15 protein-coding genes are annotated in these 17,200 nt (G+C 64.0%); 9 read left to right on the top strand and 6 right to left on the bottom strand.

All coding sequences use genetic code 11. The features are described 5' to 3' along the window. Nucleotides 1-132 precede the first annotated feature (132 nt). Nucleotides 133-1,104 carry a DUF2493 domain-containing protein gene (locus tag ACT009_RS02310; RefSeq protein ID WP_445192786.1) on the top strand — a complete coding sequence of 324 codons (972 nt, stop codon included), beginning with the start codon at nt 133-135 and terminating at the stop codon, nt 1,102-1,104. Nucleotides 1,105-1,200: 96 nt separating this feature from the next. Here the strand turns inward: ACT009_RS02310 and ACT009_RS02305 are convergent, their stop codons facing one another. Continuing rightward, complete coding sequence (locus ACT009_RS02305) at nt 1,201-1,902, bottom strand: DUF2161 domain-containing phosphodiesterase (RefSeq protein ID WP_445192785.1); 702 nt, start codon at nt 1,900-1,902, stop codon at nt 1,201-1,203. A 102-nt stretch (nt 1,903-2,004) separates the two neighbouring features. Between ACT009_RS02305 and ACT009_RS02300 the strand changes: the two genes are divergently transcribed. Both ACT009_RS02300 and ACT009_RS02295 read left to right on the top strand, forming a co-directional pair. Beyond that, nucleotides 2,005-2,460, top strand: a complete 456-nt coding sequence (locus ACT009_RS02300) for a thermonuclease family protein (RefSeq protein WP_445192784.1) — start codon at nt 2,005-2,007, stop codon at nt 2,458-2,460. Between the two features lie 260 nt (nt 2,461-2,720). Further along, nucleotides 2,721-3,128: a single-stranded DNA-binding protein gene (locus tag ACT009_RS02295; RefSeq protein WP_093330712.1), complete on the top strand. Its 408-nt coding sequence runs from the start codon at nt 2,721-2,723 to the stop codon at nt 3,126-3,128. 49 nt (nt 3,129-3,177) lie between these two features. On the opposite strand, the gene ACT009_RS02290 is transcribed toward ACT009_RS02295, so the two are convergent. Together ACT009_RS02290 and ACT009_RS02285 are read right to left on the bottom strand one after the other, a co-directional pair. Continuing rightward, entirely contained in the window at nt 3,178-3,393 is a 216-nt protein-coding gene (locus ACT009_RS02290) for a hypothetical protein (protein WP_445192783.1), read from the bottom strand. Further along, on the bottom strand, nt 3,386-3,673 hold the full coding sequence (locus ACT009_RS02285) for a DUF6437 family protein (RefSeq protein WP_445192782.1): 288 nt from the start codon (nt 3,671-3,673) through the stop codon (nt 3,386-3,388). The genes ACT009_RS02290 and ACT009_RS02285 overlap by 8 nt, the downstream gene beginning before the upstream one ends. Before the next feature lie 410 nt (nt 3,674-4,083). Here ACT009_RS02285 and ACT009_RS02280 point away from each other — a divergent pair, with 410 nt between their 5' ends. The 6 genes from ACT009_RS02280 (at nt 4,084) to tcmP (ending at nt 12,532) form a co-directional block, all read left to right on the top strand. Next, entirely contained in the window at nt 4,084-4,326 is a 243-nt protein-coding gene (locus ACT009_RS02280; RefSeq protein WP_445192781.1) for a hypothetical protein, read from the top strand. A 354-nt stretch (nt 4,327-4,680) separates the two neighbouring features. After that, nucleotides 4,681-5,097 carry a hypothetical protein gene (locus ACT009_RS02275; protein WP_445192780.1) on the top strand — a complete coding sequence of 139 codons (417 nt, stop codon included), beginning with the start codon at nt 4,681-4,683 and terminating at the stop codon, nt 5,095-5,097. After that, complete coding sequence (locus tag ACT009_RS02270; RefSeq protein ID WP_445192779.1) at nt 5,087-7,414, top strand: type IV secretion system DNA-binding domain-containing protein; 2,328 nt, start codon at nt 5,087-5,089, stop codon at nt 7,412-7,414. Before ACT009_RS02275 ends, ACT009_RS02270 begins: the two co-directional genes overlap by 11 nt. Nucleotides 7,415-7,423: 9 nt before the next feature. Next, nucleotides 7,424-10,363: a MobF family relaxase gene (mobF, locus tag ACT009_RS02265; protein WP_445192778.1), complete on the top strand. Its 2,940-nt coding sequence runs from the start codon at nt 7,424-7,426 to the stop codon at nt 10,361-10,363. Nucleotides 10,364-10,610: 247 nt separating this feature from the next. Beyond that, nucleotides 10,611-11,351 carry a DUF5131 family protein gene (locus tag ACT009_RS02260; protein WP_445193979.1) on the top strand — a complete coding sequence of 247 codons (741 nt, stop codon included), beginning with the start codon at nt 10,611-10,613 and terminating at the stop codon, nt 11,349-11,351. Beyond that, entirely contained in the window at nt 11,351-12,532 is a 1,182-nt protein-coding gene (gene tcmP, locus ACT009_RS02255) for a three-Cys-motif partner protein TcmP (protein WP_445192777.1), read from the top strand. Before ACT009_RS02260 ends, tcmP begins: the two co-directional genes overlap by 1 nt. 248 nt (nt 12,533-12,780) lie before the next feature. Here tcmP and ACT009_RS02250 read toward each other — a convergent pair whose 3' ends face one another. The 3 genes from ACT009_RS02250 to ACT009_RS02240 form a co-directional block, all read right to left on the bottom strand. Next, complete coding sequence (locus ACT009_RS02250; RefSeq protein ID WP_445192776.1) at nt 12,781-13,263, bottom strand: hypothetical protein; 483 nt, start codon at nt 13,261-13,263, stop codon at nt 12,781-12,783. Further along, a complete protein-coding gene (locus ACT009_RS02245) occupies nt 13,256-13,813 on the bottom strand; it encodes a hypothetical protein (RefSeq protein ID WP_445192775.1) in 558 nt (185 codons plus the stop codon). Before ACT009_RS02245 ends, ACT009_RS02250 begins: the two co-directional genes overlap by 8 nt. A gap of 86 nt (nt 13,814-13,899) precedes the next feature. Then, nucleotides 13,900-17,196 carry a DUF499 domain-containing protein gene (locus ACT009_RS02240; protein WP_445192774.1) on the bottom strand — a complete coding sequence of 1,099 codons (3,297 nt, stop codon included), beginning with the start codon at nt 17,194-17,196 and terminating at the stop codon, nt 13,900-13,902. Nucleotides 17,197-17,200 lie beyond the last annotated feature (4 nt).

The raw sequence follows: 17,200 nt of genomic DNA, 5'->3' as shown, positions 1-17,200 counted from the left end.
CTCACCCGGTGCCGGGCACCGGGTGAGGCTGCCCGCGCCAGCCTTGTCGGTGGGTGGCGCTGCGTCCCTGCTGCCGGCGGGTTGGAGGGCTTGCGTCGCCGCAAGGATGCGGCGTCTGACAGGAGACCTCCCATGCCGACCACCCTCTCCGCCCAGCTCGCCGCCTTGGAGCTCGGCCATCTCTCGATCACTGCTGATCGCGGAACGCGTGCCCTCGCCCGTCCCGAACCCGAGGCGATCGACCATACACTGGCCGCCGTCTGGTCCGACCTGTTCGCGCTGTTCACCAACACGATCCTCGAGGATCAGGCCGAGGAACTCGGCTGGGGATTCGTGAACCTTTTCCACCGTGCGGCAACGAAGGCCTCGACCCGGATCGACCGCGCGACCGACGAGATCCGCTTGTTGCTGGCAACCGCCGACGGGTCCGAGGTCCATACGTCCGAGCTTGAGCAGCAGGTCGAGCGTGCCCAGGATGCCGAGGCCGAGATGCTCGCACTCGAGAACCTGCGGGAGACCGCGGCATCCTTGTACCTCGCCGAGACGGGGTCCTCGTGGAAGCCCGCCGGCGGCTCTCGGCTCAGTCACGACGCGCTGACGACATCTGCGGTCGTTCAGGGTCGCGAGTTCCTGAAAGCGCGCGCCGAAGGGAAGCGCCGGGCCGCTATGCCCGAGGGAACGCCGGTCGTGTTCGCCGGTGGACGGCAGACCTTCCAGACGACCGATGACGCGAAGACCTATGGCGATGCGATCTGGCAGACGCTCGACCGCGTCCGCGCAAACGTCGCCGACATGGTGCTGGTCCACGGCGGCGACGGCAAGGGAGCCGACCGCCTCGCCGCATCCTGGGCCGAGCGCCACAAGGTGCCCCAGATCAGCTTCAGCCTCGACACGCGCCTGGGCGCACGGGCCGGCTTCCGTCGCAACGAGCAGATGCTCGGATTGAAGCCCCGCTATGTCGTGGCATTCGCCGGCAATGGCGTGCTGGAGCGGCTCGTCATTCAGGCCAAGGAGCGGAGCATTGCCGTGGTCGATCGTCGCGGACCGCTCGGCACCAATCCCAAGCACAACGCACGGGTGACCGGCGCTTCCGTAGCGGGTTGACCGCTCGCATGGGCGTCGCTTCGGCGGCGCCCTTGCCCCCTGTGATCAAGCCCTGTGTGAAGGGCCGAGGCGCGACGGAGGGCGCGCCGCTCAGGACTACGCCGCCTCGCGCTGATCGGTTGCCGCGGCCGCGACATCCCCGCTGCCGACGGCATCCCACCCGGCAGGAGTCAGGGCGTACAGCCCCCGCTCCGTTCGCTCGAACCAGCCATAGACATCGCGCAACAGGATCGCGCCGGCATCCTCGGCAAGGGCCTTCAGATCGCGCGGGCGTTTCGCTCCATCCCGCATGGCTTCAGCGCACGCGATCGCCCGCTGGCGATAGGCAGTCATGATCGGCCAGCGGGTCGATCCGCCCGCAGTCGGATCTCCTTTGCGCCGGCGATGCTCGGCCACAAGTCGCCGCCGCTGCGGCAGGTTTGGCCTCGGCCTATAGGGAGTCGGTTCGGAGATGACGGTCACGCTGCCCAGCCGCAGATCGACCGTGAGCAGACCGATGCCGAGCATCCGGCAAAGCCGATGCACCCTTCTGTCTTGGTCACGGCCCCGACGTGTTGCGGGCACCGCGACATAGACGAGGTCCGAGGATCGCGTCCGCTCGACGGCCTGGAGCAGGAGCTCGAGCGAGAAGGATAGCTTCAGTTCGGTGATCACCACCAGCGGCGGCTCGCCATCGGCCAGGCCGACGATATCGCAACCGCAGACCTCGCCTTTGACCTCGAACCCGCAGGTCTCAAGGTAGCGCTTGATTGGCGCGTAAAGCGATGTCTCGGTAGTGGCGGCCGACCTGTTCGTCATCCTCTGTGCAGTAGCTGCCGCGCGTTCGGCATCAAGCGCTTCGCGAGCGCTCGACCATCGATCCTGCTGGTCCCGAAACCACTACCGGGTAAGAGGCCGTGAATGCTTCTGCTCTTCCTCCTGGCAAGCGCCGCTGCGCCCGGCACGACCTTTACCTGCACGCCCGTGGCGGTGTGGGATGGTGATGGACCGATCTGGTGCGCCGAAGGGCCGCGTATTCGTTTGGCGGGGATCGCCGCGCGCGAAATCGACGAGACGTGCCGGCCCGGCCACCCCTGCCCGTCGGCAAGCGGACGCACCGCACGCGACTACCTCGTCTCACTCTTGGGCGGTGCCCGCGGTACCCGTCGCACCGGCCACGTCGTGGTTCGCGGACCACGCCTCACCTGCGTGTCGAACGGGTCTGCCAGGGGCGATCGGACCGGCGCGTTGTGCCGTTCGCCGCAAACGGGCGACCTCTCCTGTGCGATGGTCCGGGGCGGCTATGCGCTGGCGTGGAAGCGCTATGGCGGCGACCGGCTCTGTAAGTCGGCGGGTCTGTTCTCCAGGCGAAGGTGAAGCGTCAGGGCTTGACCATCGGCTTGGTCAGGACCGCTCCCATCGACTTCTCACCCCTATGGCGGGCGCCATCCGAAGCAACCCGCTCGAGCCCAGGCCCGTGTTGCTCGGGGCTTCGCCCCTCCCTGCCCGCGCCAGCCTTGGTCTCGGGGGTTCCCCTCCGGCCCTGACGGGCCTGCGGTGCGTCGTCTCGGCTTGCCTCGCCATGGCCGGGGCTCCGTCGATCGGGACGGTCCCGACGACCCTTTGGAGTGAGCCCCATGACCAACACCGTTCTTCTCGTCGGCAATCTCGGCACCGATCCCGAGACCCGCACCACCCGCGGCGACACCCGCGTTACCTCGCTAAGCCTGGGCACCAGCCGACCCAAGCGCGACAGCGAGGGCAAGACCTTCAAGGATGCGAACGGCTTTACGGCCAAGGAAACCGAGTGGCACCGCATCACCTGCTTCAACGGGCTCGGCAAGACGGTCTCGCAGTTTGCGACCAAGGGCATGCTGGTGTCGGTGCGCGGCCGGATCCACTACAGCAAGTGGACCGACAAGGAGGGCGTCGAGCGGTACGGCTGCGAGATCATCGCGGACGACGTGCAGTTCCTCAGCCGGGGCAAGCCTGCGGCCGAAGGCGGGGCGAGCCAGTCCGACATCGACGACGATCTCCCCTTCTGACCTCAGCGGATCACCCCGGCGGCAACCCGCCGCCGGGGCTCTCCTGGCGTTATCGACAGCTCGAAAAATGCCGGGCGACCATCGCGTCCAGCCGACGGGTCAGCAGCGCCGCCAGTGTCAGCGCATCCCGTTCGGCATCGAACGGATCACGCGTGCAGGCAGACACGATCGCATCACGCAGCCAGTAGCTGGTTGCCGGATCGGCGATGATCGCGATGACCTCCGCCACATCGCCAACATCGTGTCTCTCGAGGGGCTCAGCCATGGCTGTTCTCCTCGCTTTCGACTGCCGCACCGGTGCGAGGCACAGCAGCCTTGCCAGCCCGTTCGAGAGCCGCAAGGTCTTGCGAGGGAGCAGCCACGGCGTCGGCGATAAGACGCCGCAATGCGTCGGCACCGAGCCGTGAACCGCCAGCGTCGAGCACGATCAGACCCAGCTCGAGTGCCGCCGCACGCCTGAGCTCGGCGCCCTTCGTCTGCATCGCGAGACGCTCCTCGTCATGTCGGGTGAGCGCTTCCAAGGCGCTCGGCTTCTTCTTGGCCACGACCAATCTCCTTGCGGTCGAAGCCCCTTCCACCCGCGATATTGGCGCGGGCCCCGGGTGTAGGAAAGCGATTCCTGTGCAGGCGGGCGAAAGAGGTCTCCGCCTCGGGGCTCACCGCATCCAATCGGCCGGGACGGGCATCGAGCCCGCCCCGGCCGAACTCTTCTACTCGCTCAACGATGGGCAGGATGACAGCGGCGAAGACCGGGCCTCAAGGACGACGGGGCCCCACCATTTTTCCGGCCGCGATCGGGCGGTAGTGCCTCACCTCGAGCCGAGTAGCGCGGCCGGAAAAATCGTGACCCCCATCGCCGCTGCGCGGCCGCACCCTGCGGGTGCGGTCCCTGACCCCCGATCTTCCCCGCTGTCGCGAGACCTCCGTCTTTCACATGAGATTGAGGAGATGGACGATGACTTACTTCAGCCCGATCAGCACCAACGACCACAACACCGTGCTGGAGCACGAAGCCTTCATGGCCGCCTACGCCAAGGCAGCGGCCCGGGCGCCCTACAGCTACTTCGACCAGCACATCATCCGGACCGACGATGCCCGCTGCTGGGTGGCCGATGAAGGGGATTACGAGACGCTGATGCAGGACCTGATAGACCGGATCGTCCACACCGTACCCGCCGGCCGGGACGACGCATACTGACGACGGAGGGGGCGCAACGCTCCCTCTTGTCGTGCTCGTCCAGAGCTCAATCTTCATTGCTGTTCGTCTCTGATCGCGAACTGGCTTACCCGTCCGACCAGCCTTCCACCCCGCCGCGTAAGTGCTTCGATCGCCCGTCTCCGAGCACCGCCTCATGCGGCCCTGGGCTCCTCCGGTATCGACTGATCATCCTGGGGTTCAGGCAGCGAGATTACCGCCACCATCAATCTCTGGGCATAGGGGGACAGGGAGCACACCTTACGCGGTGCACCGCAGGAATATAGTGGGTAGATCAACAGCTTAGCGCCTGATCACCAGTGGCGCCAGTCATGGTCAAAGACCACCAGCTCACCATTGCTCACCACCCTCGGAAAACTGCCGCAATACTGGCGCTGGTCCTTGACGCTGAGCTCGTGTTCCGCCTATGTTCTCGTTGCCTTGCGTAGTGCCCACCACGCTCCATGCGAATGGATGCGTGACATGCAACGACGATTTCAGCTTGCCTGCTATGTGACGGACGACCTCAGCTCCGCGTTTGCGGCACGTGCTAGGGCGCGGGATTTGACGGTCGCGGCAGCGCTCCGCCAGCTCGTCATCAACGACGTGTTCGGGGTGGCCTACGACCCGCGAGAACAGCGCAATCACATCCTCTTCATGACGATCGCGATGGACGGTTTGCTGAGCGAACATCCCAATCCCGATCTTCGGTCTCGCCTGATCAAGGAATGGCAGGAGCGCGTCGCTCGGGAGGACCAGTCCCATGCGGCATAAGTTCACCAACTTCACCCGGGGCAGCCAGTTGCTCGGCCACTTCGGCTTTATGTTCGCCGCCGGCCTGAAGGGGCCACTGATGGTGACGGCCGCGACCTTCACAGGCCTGTGCTGGTGGCGGGTGTCGGCGGCGCTGTCCGACCATGAAAGCTATCTCTGCTGGATGCGGCTTTATGCCGGCATCTACAGCTGGTTCGAGTTCGATCCGGCCAAGGCCGTCAACCTCGAGACGCTGTCTGGTGCGCACGTCCTGCTGCCGATGGCCGACGTCACCGCGCACCCGATCGTGGTCGCCGCCTGGGACCGGATGACCTCGGCTGCCGGCACCGCCGCGATGCTCGCGGCGATCATCACCGTCCCCGCGATCGCGGCCTTCGCCTGGCTGGCAGCCTGGTTCGGCCGGCGCTCCAAGGAAAGCCGCCACGAGCGCGGCGCGACCCTTGCCGAACTGCCCGCGCTGGTGACCGAAATCGAAGCGCATAACGCCCGCGAGCGGGCATCCGAATATCGCCGCCTGCTGGGTTCAGGGTGGCGCTATGCGTCCGCGGCAGAACTGCGCGAGGCCGGCCTGTACGAGCCCTATTCGCTTGCCGACGTGCCCTACCCGTGGCGCCTCGAACAGAGCCACGCGATGCTGATCGGCACCACTGGCACGGGCAAGACCGTCGCCTTGCGTGACCTGCTCGCGCAGGTCCGCGCGAAGGGAGCGAGGGCAGTCGTGTTCGACCTGACCGGCGCCTTCATCGAGGCGTTCTTCGACGAGGCGACGGACACCATCCTCAACCCGCTCGATGCGCGCTGCCCGATGTGGTCGATCTTCGAGGATTGCAGTGACGAGGCCGAGCTGACGGCCGCCTCCGAAGCGCTCGTGCCGCATGATGGGGGCGGCTCCGAACAGTTCTGGGTGCTCGCCGCACGCATGCTGTTCGTGGAGATGTGCCTGAAGCTTATCCGCGACGGCCGCGCGACGAACGAAGCGCTCAGCACCGAGCTCATGACGGCCAGCCTCGCTCACGTCCACAAGCTGATGGAAGGCACCGTCGCCGACCCGCTCACCGCGCCCGAAGCGGCCCGCATGGCGGAGTCGATCCGCGCCGTGTTCAACGCCAACGCCAAGGCCCTCCGGATGCTGCCGACGACGGGTACGCCCTTCTCAGTCAAGCGCTGGGTCACCGGCGACAGCAAACCCGGCGCGATCCTGTTCGTGTCGGCGCGCTATGTCGACATGTCGGTCGCATCGCGGCTGCTGACGGTGTGGATGGATACGGCGATGAACACGCTGATGACGCTCGAACGATCGAGCGACCTGCGGCTCTGGTTCCTGTTCGACGAGCTCGGCGCGCTGCACCGCCTGCCCGCCATCGAGAAAGGCCTGCAGACCGTGCGCAATTATGGCGGCGCGATCGTCGCCGGCGTCCATGCCTATGCCAAGCTGAAGGAGACCTACGGTGAGAACATGGCGATGACACTGTCATCGCTGGCGCGCACCAAGCTGTTCCTGGCAACCGCCGACCGGGAGTCCGCAACCTGGTGCTCGGACTTCATCGGCCACCGCCAATATCGCGAGATGGAGGAAGGCTATAGCTACGGCTACAACAATGCTCGCGACGCCGTCAGCCTGACGCCAAGGCGCCAGATCGAGCCGCTCCTGCTCCCCGATCAGCTCATGAACCTGCAGCGGCTTCGCGGTTATCTGAAGTTCCCGGACGGCTTTCCGGCAGCCCCGATCCGGCTCACCTATGTCGACTTCCCCCGCCGCGCAGAGGCCTTCGTCGCGCGGCCCAGAGGGGCGCTTTCGGAAACCGGGAACGGGCCTGCCGGACGACCAGACGAGCCTCCTGCCGACGGCGCTGATGCACCCGGTGCGACCGACCAAGGTCCGGGTCCGAGCAGCGATGCTCGGGAGCAATCGTCGCCGTCAGACGCACGATCCGGCCCCTTGTTCGACTATGCCGATCAGCGCCCCACAGAGCCCCCGATCCCGCCCGCGGACGTGCCTGCCAGCGCATCCAATCCCGCCTTGGCGCCGCTACGCCCGGCCTTCATCAAGCCTCCGAATCCGCATGCATCGCGCGCGTCGAAGATGGGCGGAACAGCATCGCGGGGCGGCCAGGGAGAGGACGCCGAACCGGCGACCCGTCCGGCGTCGGGGAAGGAGCGATCTCCCGTCACGCCGCCACCCGGCACTCCCGGAACCGTCAACGCGGAACGCGGCGTCCGGCTTCTCCCCAGCCAGGAAAACATCTCACTGCGCGAGCTGAAATCCGGTGTGGCGCCGGGTGACACACCGGTACCGGATGACAGCATCGAGCTCTGAGGGTGTGCCATGCTGTCGGTTGCCACCGTCCGCTCCGCCAAGGGTGCCGCCGGCTATTTCGCCGCCGACAACTACTATTCGCCCGGCGAAGCGGAGACGTCGGGCGAGTGGTTCGGCAAAGGCGCGGAGGCGCTCGGGCTTGCCGGCAATGTCGACAAGGAGACGTTCGAAGCGCTGCTGAAGGGCAGCCTTCCCGATGGATCGCAGGTCGGCACTCCCGAGCGCCACCGCGCCGGCATCGACCTCACCTTTTCGCTACCCAAGAGCTGGTCCCTGCTCGCGCTGGTCGGCGGCGATCGGCGCATCCTCGACGCCTATCGCGCAGCCGTCAAGGAGACGCTCGGGTGGGCCGAGCGCAACGCCGCCGAGACCCGGATGGAGGTGAAGGGCAAGGAGAAGGTAGTCGCAACCGGCAACCTGATCGTCGCCCTGTTCGAGCATGACATCAGCCGCGAGCAGGAGCCGCAAGCCCACCTCCATGCGATCGTCGCAAACGCCACCCAAGGGTCGGATGGCAAGTGGCGCGCGCTCCACAACGACAAGCTCTGGTCCTTGAACACCCTGTTCAACGCGCTGACGATGGCGAGCTTCCGCGACAAGGTGGAGGCGCTCGGTTACGCCGTTGGCGACCGCGGCAAGCATGGAAACTTCGAAGCCGAGGGCATCGGCCGCAACCTAATCATGGCGTTCAGCACGCGACGCCAGCAGATCCTCGCCAAGGTCGCCGAGATGGCGCAGAAGACCCCGGAGGCATTCGCCGCCGCGACGCTGATGACGCGGTCCAGGAAGGCGCCCGTTGCCGACCGTGAGGCGCTTTATGATGGCTGGCGGGAGAGCGCCCGAGCAGTCGGTCTCGACCTTCCGGAACTGATCGAGCAAGCCCGCGCTCGGGGGGCCGCGCCGTTGCCGTGGGAGCGTCTGGCACAGGCTGCAGGTGCCGCGACGACACGCGGTCGCGAGCTCGTCAGCGCGTTGGCCGATCGGCTCGGCCTAGCCAGGTCCGATCCTTATCTGCCCCGCAACATTGGGGCCAAAGGTCCGGCCGAGGTCGCCGCCGCGCACGCAGTGGCCTCTGCGCTGCGTCACCTGGAGCAGCGCGAGGCCGCCTTCAAGACGACTGACATCTACAAGGCTGCGCTGGATATGGGCCTGCCCACTAAGATCGACCAGATCGAGGTGCGTGTGGCTGCGCTCGCGCGAGCGGGCCAGCTCGTCCCCGGCACCGGACGCGCCGAGGACATGATGACCACGGCACAAGGCCTCGCAGTCGAGAGACGGATCCTCTCGGCCGTCGATGCAGGGCGCGGCGCCGGCGCGAGCTTCCTGCCTCTCGGCGACGCACTTGCCACTCTGCGGGACAAGGCGCAGTCCAACTCGGGCATCATGCTCAATCCCGGTCAGGAGGCTGCAGGCGTCCTCCTGCTCTCCTCCACCGACCGCATTATCGCGGTCCAGGGCGTCGCCGGCGCAGGCAAGAGCAGTATGCTGGCGCCCGCCGCCAGACTGATCGAGGAGCGCGGCCAGAAGGTGCTGGGGCTCGCCGTCCAGAACACCCTCGTCCAGATGCTCGAGCGCGAGACCGGCATCCGGTCGATGACCGTCGCCCGGTTCCTGAGAGCCAACGCACCGCTGCTTGGCGAGCGCACAGACGCGGGCGCGCTGAAGGAGGCGCGAGCGACGTTCGGCGGCACCGCCATCCTCGTCGACGAGGCCTCGATGCTGTCGAACGCCGATCAACTGAAGCTGGTCGAGCTCGCCAACCTGCTCGGCGTCGGGCGGATGGCGTTTGTTGGTGACGCGCGTCAGCTTGGCGCGGTCGATGCAGGCAAACCCTTCTCGGTCATGCAGCAGGCCGGCGCCACCACCGCGCACATGCCGCAGAACATCCGCGCGCGCGGCGAGGCGGTGAAAGTGGCTGCGGCAGCCGCCCAGATTGGCAATGTCGAAAAGGCCATGACGGCGCTGGAGCCATTCACGGTCGAGGCCCCGGGCCGTGGTGCCGAGGAAGCTGCGGACAGGTGGCTGGCGCTCGGGTCGGATGAGCGATCGCGCACCGCCATCTATGCATCGGGCCGACGGTTGCGCGGTGACCTCAACCGCACGGTTCAGGAAGGCTTGCTGGCACGCGGGGAGATCGGTCCGGCGAGCCTCGACCTGACCGTGCTGGAGCGGGTCAATCTCACCAATGAGGAGCTACGCTACGCCCAGAATTATGCGGCCGGCATGGTGCTCGATGTGTCGGGACGCGGCAAGGGAGTTCGGCTGCCTACGGCGCGCGCGGAGGTCGTGGCGGTCGATGCGGCGGTGGGCACGGTCCGGGTGCGCGGGACAGATGCGAAAGAGCGGACGTTCCGGCCCGATCGGATCAGAGCGAGCAACGATACCCGGTTGCAGCTGTACGAGCGAAAGGCGCTCACGATCCACGAACGCGACCGCATTCGCTGGACCGCGAGTGATCATAAGCGCGGGCTGTTCAACGCCGACCGGGCACAGATCGTCGGGATCGATCGTGGCATCGTCAGCATCGAAACCTCGCTCGGCTTGAAGCTCGAATTGAAGCAGAATGATCCGATGCTGCAGAGGCTCGATCTCGCCTACGCGCTCAACGCTCATATGGCGCAGGGGCTTACGTCCGACGCCGGTATCGCTGTCATGGAGACCCGCGACACCAAGCTCGTCAACCAGCAAACCTTCCTGGTCACGGTCACGCGGCTTCGTGATACGCTGACCCTGATCGTCGATCGCGCCGACGGGCTGCAGCGGCAGCTGATCCGGAACGCTGGCGGCAAGACCTCATCACTCGAAACAACGGGCAGCGTTCTTCGCACTGAACCACCGAGTGCGGCGAACGGAGGCAAGAATAGCGGGGCTGACAAGCCGACCACGACACCCGAGAAAGCGCTCGATATCGACATCGGTCGTGGGAAAGTCGTCGAGATCGGGATTTGACCAAAATGCTTCGATGTTGCGCTTCGGACCTATATTGGGAGGTATCACGGCGCATTTGCAGACATCCAGCGCGACCTGAGCACCTCCCAAAGCTGGACGCTCGTTCACGCCTGCGGAAGTACGGTCGTAGCTTAACCCGGCGGGGGGCCGGCGTGACGCGGGAGTCGGCTCCTGCCTGGCAAGCCGATCAAGATTGTATAGCACTTGCCGATGTGTAAGATTCATGGTTCGTTCTAAGGACGTGAACATGGCCGACGGTAGTGCAATCGAATGGACGGACGCGACCTGGAACCCGGTCACGGGCTGCACAAAAATCACGGCCGGCTGCGACAACTGCTACGCTGCGCGCTTCGCCGAGCGTTGGCGCGGAGTGCCCAACCATCCTTTCCAGAACGGCTTTGATCTAACGCTCAGGCCCGAGCGCATTGGGCAGCCGCTCGCGTGGAAACGTTCCCGGATGATTTTTGTGAACTCCATGAGCGACCTGTTCCACAAGCGCGTTCCGAGGCACTTCATTGATCAGGTCTTCGAGACGATGGAGCGAGCCGATTGGCACGTGTTCCAGGTTCTCACTAAGCGCAGTTCGCTAATGCGCGACTACCTCCTGTGTCGATACCGGGATGTGGCGCCTCCCGCCCACATCTGGCTCGGCGTCTCGGTGGAGGACGCCCAGTCAGGCGCACGCGTCACCCATCTGCGTCAGGCGCCGGCGGCCGTGCGATTCTTGTCCGTCGAACCATTAATCGGCCCCGTCGGGTGCATCGACTTGACCGGTATTCATTGGGTGATCGCCGGTGGCGAGAGCGGACCCGGCGCTCGGCCGATGGCGATCGAATGGGCCCGGGAAATTCGCGATCAGTGCGCCGATCAGGACGTCGCCTTCTTCTTCAAGCAGTGGGGCGGCGCCAGGCCCAAAACGGGCGGCCGCGATCTAGACGGCCGCGAGTGGAACGAGCTGCCGGTTCCAGTCGCATCGCGGGCAGCCTGATGCGCCCAGACCTCGCCAATTACGCGGGTCGTGAGCAGGCCTACGTCAAGCATCACTTTATTGCAGACTACGTTGAACAGCTCGTGTTCAAGGTCGGGAGTAGGCGGGACGTAGTCTACATCGATGGCTTCTCGGGCCCTTGGAAAGACCAAAGCGAGAATTTCGAAGACACCTCATTCGGCATCGCGCTAGAGAGCCTCCGCCGCGCAAAGAAGACTTGGAAGGACCTTGGCCGCGGCGAGCGGACCATGACGGCGCTCCTTGTAGAGAAAGACCCGGAGGCGCACGCGAGGCTGCAGGAAATTGTGCCCCGCTACCCGGACATCACGATTAAGACGTTCAACGACGACTTTGTGAAGCTCGTCCCGGACCTGATGCGGGCCACTCCCCCGGACGCGTTCTCCTTCGTGCTGATGGATCCTAAGGGCTGGAAGATCGATATGCAGGCGGTCGCGCCGCTGCTCCGACGTGCGAATTGCGAAGTCGTCTTCAACTTCATGTTCACGATGATCAACTGGTCCGCATCCATACCCAACGCAGCGATCCAAGCCGGCCTCGAAGCGCTGATGCCCGGTACCGACTGGAGACGTCGCCTTGATGCGATCGCGCCAGCGGTTGGCCGTTCCACGGCGGACGCGAGGAAAGCTGTGCTGGTTGAAGCGATCAGCGAAGCGATAGGCCGACTTGGCGCGTACGAGTACGTGATGGAGACGCCGGTTCTGTTTCCGACCAAGGACCGGACCTTCTATTCGCTCATTTACGCCACCCGCAGCCCGAAGGGCGTCGAGGTCTTCCGCGACTGCCAGCATGCTACGTTGAAGGCGCAGGACCAGGTCAGGGCCGATCTCCAGGTCGCTAAGAGGGACGATCTCTTCAACACCACCGACATGTTTGGCGGCGCCATCACCGGGAACGAGTTTGCCGGACGCTGGATGGCCGAGCAAGAGGCAGCCGCGCTGATGGCGATACTAGAGAGAGTACCGATCAGCCCCGGCTCGATTACGTACGGCAATCTCTGGCCCAGCATTCTCGCGAAGCACGGTGTCCGGAAGACGAGGCTCGGGCGCATGGCGGCAGAGCTAAGGAGCGATGGCCGTATCGAATTCCTGGATTGGGCGGCGCGGAAGCAGGTGCCCGACGACGCGTACCGAGTGACGCGACGCGTCAACCCCTACGCATGAAGGGATCAGAAACAATCGCTGGCGATGCCGTCAGATCGAGAGGTGTGCGGACTTGAGACTGCACGACCTGGGTGACTCGTGAGCAGCCATTCAGCCCGCCCGAATCTGTTCATGTGATTGGCGGAGGCAAGCACACTCGTATCGAGCGCCTGAGCCGTTGCGGGAGCGAGATCGGCAGCCGCGCCACCATGGTGACGCCGCTTAACATCTGGCGAGCGGCGCGATGGTATTGCGGCGGTCCGAGCGGCTCAGTTCGGGACTGTCGCCGCGGTTCGCTTCGCTCGCATGTCGTTGAAAATCTTCAATGCGGCCGTGGACGAAATGTAAATGAACGGATGCGATTCCACGCCCCGCATCTCCTTTTCGCTCTCGATATGTTTGCCACCGACGCACGCGTAGCAGCCGCCTTGAATGAATCTGGAAAGGAACGGCTTGAACGTGTCGGCTTTCCTCAACTCATATTCTTTGGTCTCAAACGTCACCCATCGCAGGTTATTTCGCGATCTCACGGTGCGCTCTGCCGACTCAACGATGTTGACCCACGTTCCTATGAGCTGGACCACGTAAAACTTGGTGGAATGCTCTACGCGGTAGCGGTTGTCGCCTTGTGGCTGTTGCTGATGATCAGTTGCTCCTTGGCGTACAGAGCGTCCGGCGAATTGATCATCGATCGCTATCGTCGGACGGGCAGCAAGCTCGGCACTACTAGGCGGGCGCGTCGCCTTAGACATGCGCCGACGTAATCCCTGCCGCCTCATAGCGAGCAAACGGATTCTCGCGATCCCACCCCGCCGGCATTGCCGCCCGCAATCCCTGCGCGTTGAGGCTGGCGTCCTCATGGTGACTTAGGAGGCCGAGACGATACCAATGGTTGAGGTACGCGCCGATGCTCGCGCGCGTCAGCTCGACGTCGCCGGCGAACAATGCGGCCACGATGACGCCGATCGGAACAGCATGGTCGACGACCAGCTTCACGTCCCGATCACGCGCCGCATAGCGGCGCTGATAGGTAACAGGATCTCGCGCTGCGTCGTCAAGGATGGCAGTCGCGCCCACCGATCGATAATCGAGCGCGTCGAGCATCTGCACGCGCGCGAGTGCCGACGGATTGTTGAACCAGCGCGGCCGATCGCCCCGGCTACGATGGTGCTCATGCTGCGCATTGAACGCGTTCCAGTTGTCCAGGAAGTCCCGGAACGGCGCGCCGCGGTCCTGCGCCTCCACTGCGATCCGAATGTGGTCGAGGTAGCTGTCCGCAAGCACCTTCAGCCGGTCTGACAATCAGTCGCTCCGATCGATGTTGTGACCACGAATGGCACGCCGCTCTCCGCAACGCGAAGGCGCGGCGTGCCGTTCGCCGCCATATCTTACCTCACATCTTTCTCGATGAATCCCAGCGTGGTGGCATTCTCGATCAGGGTGCGGACCTTGCCCTTATCCATGCCCGACGGCACCTCGGCATCAATCTCGAGCTTGAGCGTGACCTCGCTGCCGGGAATGGTCGTGAGCTGTTCGACGATCGCCTCGACGATCTGATGAATCTCGCGCGCTGGACGCTCTGAGGAGATCATCACTGTGCCTAGGAAGCGCGTCGGCTTCTTCTCAACCGGGGGGGCATCAGGCGTGCTTTCAGTCTGCGGCGTAGGCGACGGCGCACCCCCAGGGACCACGGAACCATCTGCGGTCGGCGTCTCGACCTCTTTTTGTGCCGATCGATGGGCTTCGGCGACATCCGGCTTGATAATGACGCTTTCGCCATCGATGACCACCGCAGCGTTGACCGCCCGCTCGATCGCGAGTCCCAGATAGGTGTCGGTCTTTTCGTCCCACCGCTCGGCATAGGCGAAGGGGCCGGGCAGCATGCCGCCAACAGCCGCCTGTATCGCCTTGACCAAAACGGCCTGGTTCTTGACGCGCGGTAGGTAGGTGTAGCGGTTCAGATACTCCCAAAGGTCTTTCAGAGAGAGGTGCGCCTTGCCGTTCCAGATATATTTCTGGAGATCGCGATCGAGGCGGGTCGGCCCTAGTTCGGAAAGAAGCCCTTCCTCACCCACCAGCTTCTTGCTGGCACGTGCCAGCAGGCCGTCTTGCGCCGGTACCTTTCCCGAGACCCATTCAAGCTCAGCCTGGGCGCTTTCTTGAGCCGGATAATGTAGGTAGCACCAAGCGTCTCTAAGGCGTGTTTTTACCGTCTCGTTGGCTTCCGCGAGTTTGGTCTTGGCGAGAGCGTCATCGCTTTGAGTAAGGTTCAGGCGGTCCTTCTCTTTGACCACCTCGCCCCAGGCGAGGGCGGAACGAACGGCGTCCTTCAGGTTATCGAGCTGCCGGGATTCTGCAGCGATGAAAACCAACATGTTGCGATACACGCGCGGCGTGCTGCCGCGCTGAAGCAAGATATCCTTCGCCTCGATCAGCGCCTCCGAGCCTTCCCGTCCGTGATGTGGGTGCGCTACGCCCAGGACGACAGCACGCACTCCGCCAGCTTCATCCGGCACCTCTGCCGAGGAGGTCGGTGCCACCTGCACCGCATCAAAATGACCGCGGTCGGCGATCCCATTGATATATTTGGCGAGTTCGCGATCGATCTCCATCAGGACCAGCTGCTCGTCGAGTTGGCCAGCCTTATCGGCCGCGATCCGATTGAGGCTGGCCGACATCGAGTACCAGTACCGGCCAAGGTCCGAATGCATGAATTTCGCCTGGTTCGTCAGGCGCCGGAGAGCATCGCCGAAGATCGCCGGCTTCTCCCCAGGCTGAACGACACCAAGATTGATCTGCTTATCGTCAAGGCCGGTGTTCTGTTGTGCATGCGTGGGGGCAGTGCCCATGAAGATCGCACGCGCGATCCGCCGCGTCGCCGAATAGCGATTCAGATTGGGCGCTGCCTGGTCGACCTTGTACGGCGTAGCCGCGGTGCCATCCACGTCAGCTGCGATGATCGACTGCCAACTGACATCGAGATAGTGCAAAAGCTCAGGTTCCACACGAGGAGAGCTGACCGACACACTTCCCGGCATGATCATCACCGAAGGATCGGCGTTCATCCAAAGCTCATGGATCACCTGCGCCATAAGTCGCAGCACGCCACGCGTTCGTTGAAACTTCTCCAGCGATCCCCAGCTTGTATAGAGCTGGTCGAACAGCTCGGGATGGATTGGGTAGGCCTTTTCGAGCTTTCGGCGATAGTCTTCGTCGGCACAGCCTTGCGGGAAGTCGTTCGAGTTCTCCCGGTATAGCTTGGCAAACTGCTTCAGGGTATTGTCACGGTGATGGAAACGGTCGCCTGGGATTTCCTTGAAAAGGCGCCGACGCACGATCTCGTAGCTCTCTTCTTGCGAAGCGGGTCGCCACGACGACTCAACACGGCTGAAGGTTTGCTGCAACCGGGCAAGTGCCTCTTGCCCGCCTTCTCCGCCGACCTCAATTTGTGATGCAGGCAACGACGCCACCAACAATGTCCCGGGGCTCGCCTTCACTGCCTCGGTCAACGACTGGACGAACGAGAGGTTCGCGTCGAAGGAACCGGAGGGAAGTCCTTCGACACGGTAAATTTGGCGTAAGTAGGCCACCCATTCATCGATCAGAATTAGGCAGGGAGAATATTTCCTGAAGATCGCTTCCAGGATGTTCGAGCCTGGCGCTATGCCCTTGGCGTCGTTTTCGGCGATCATATCGAACGCCTCTTCCCCGCCGAGCTGCCAAGCCAATTCGCCCCAGGTCGTCCGGATTTTCCGCCCACCTGTAGCGTTCAGAACATCTTGAGGGCCGCGGGACGTACCGACGAGAACTGCCCGATTGATATTGGCTGGTACGGTAAGCCCGCTTTTCTCGAGGAGCTGATCGAGGCCCGACAGATCTTGCGCAGGGGTTCCGCCTGCCATGTGGTAAAGTGCCAACATGGAGTGGGTCTTGCCTCCGCCAAAGTTGGTCTGAAGCTCCACGACAGGATCGCCACCGCCCCCTGATAGCCGCTTCGCAGCGCCGATCAGGAGCGTGCTGAGACCCTCAGTCAGATAGGTGCGGCTAAAAAACTGCTGTGGATCGCGGTACTCGGCCGGCGCGCTGCCGGCATGAACCTTGCCAAGGTCGGCCGCAAACTCGGCCTGTTGGAACTCACCCGTGGCGACGTCCTGATGCGGCTCGACGACCTCCCGCCACGGCAGAAGCCCCGCGACCGTCTCGACGGAAATGTCTAACCGCTGCGTCTTTCGGCGCTCTTCGTTGCGCTGAAGCTCGGAAAACTTCGTGCGCAGGATCGTGTCGCGCATCTTACCAAGCTGATCGGCAACGTCGCCAGCGCTGATTGATTCCATCAAGCGACGCATCGAGTCCAGCGCACGTTCGGCGTCGTCGTAGGTGAAAGGCTCGTTGTGCGAGAGCTTGTTTCGAACGTCGAGGAGTTCGGAGACATAGGATCGCTCAGGGTGCCCCAGCACCGTTCCGAAAGACTCCTTCCAGAACGCCATCATCGTTTTGAGCAGGCCTTGTTGATCCCAGCCCACTTCACCGGTCGAGTTGGGCTTCAGACCTTGAACGCGTTGAACGACCTCGATCTGCCAGTGCCCTTTTACCGAGCTTTCTAGTCTTTTTTCTACGAACGGGATCAAGGCTTCGGGCAGAAGCTCCATGCCTTCAAACACGTACTGACGTGTGCTTCTTGCCATTTCC

Source organism: Sphingomonas sp. Tas61C01, from assembly GCF_052567495.1.
The sequence above is the reverse complement of the archived record's forward strand: the minus strand, read 5'-3'. Positions and strand labels throughout refer to the sequence as shown.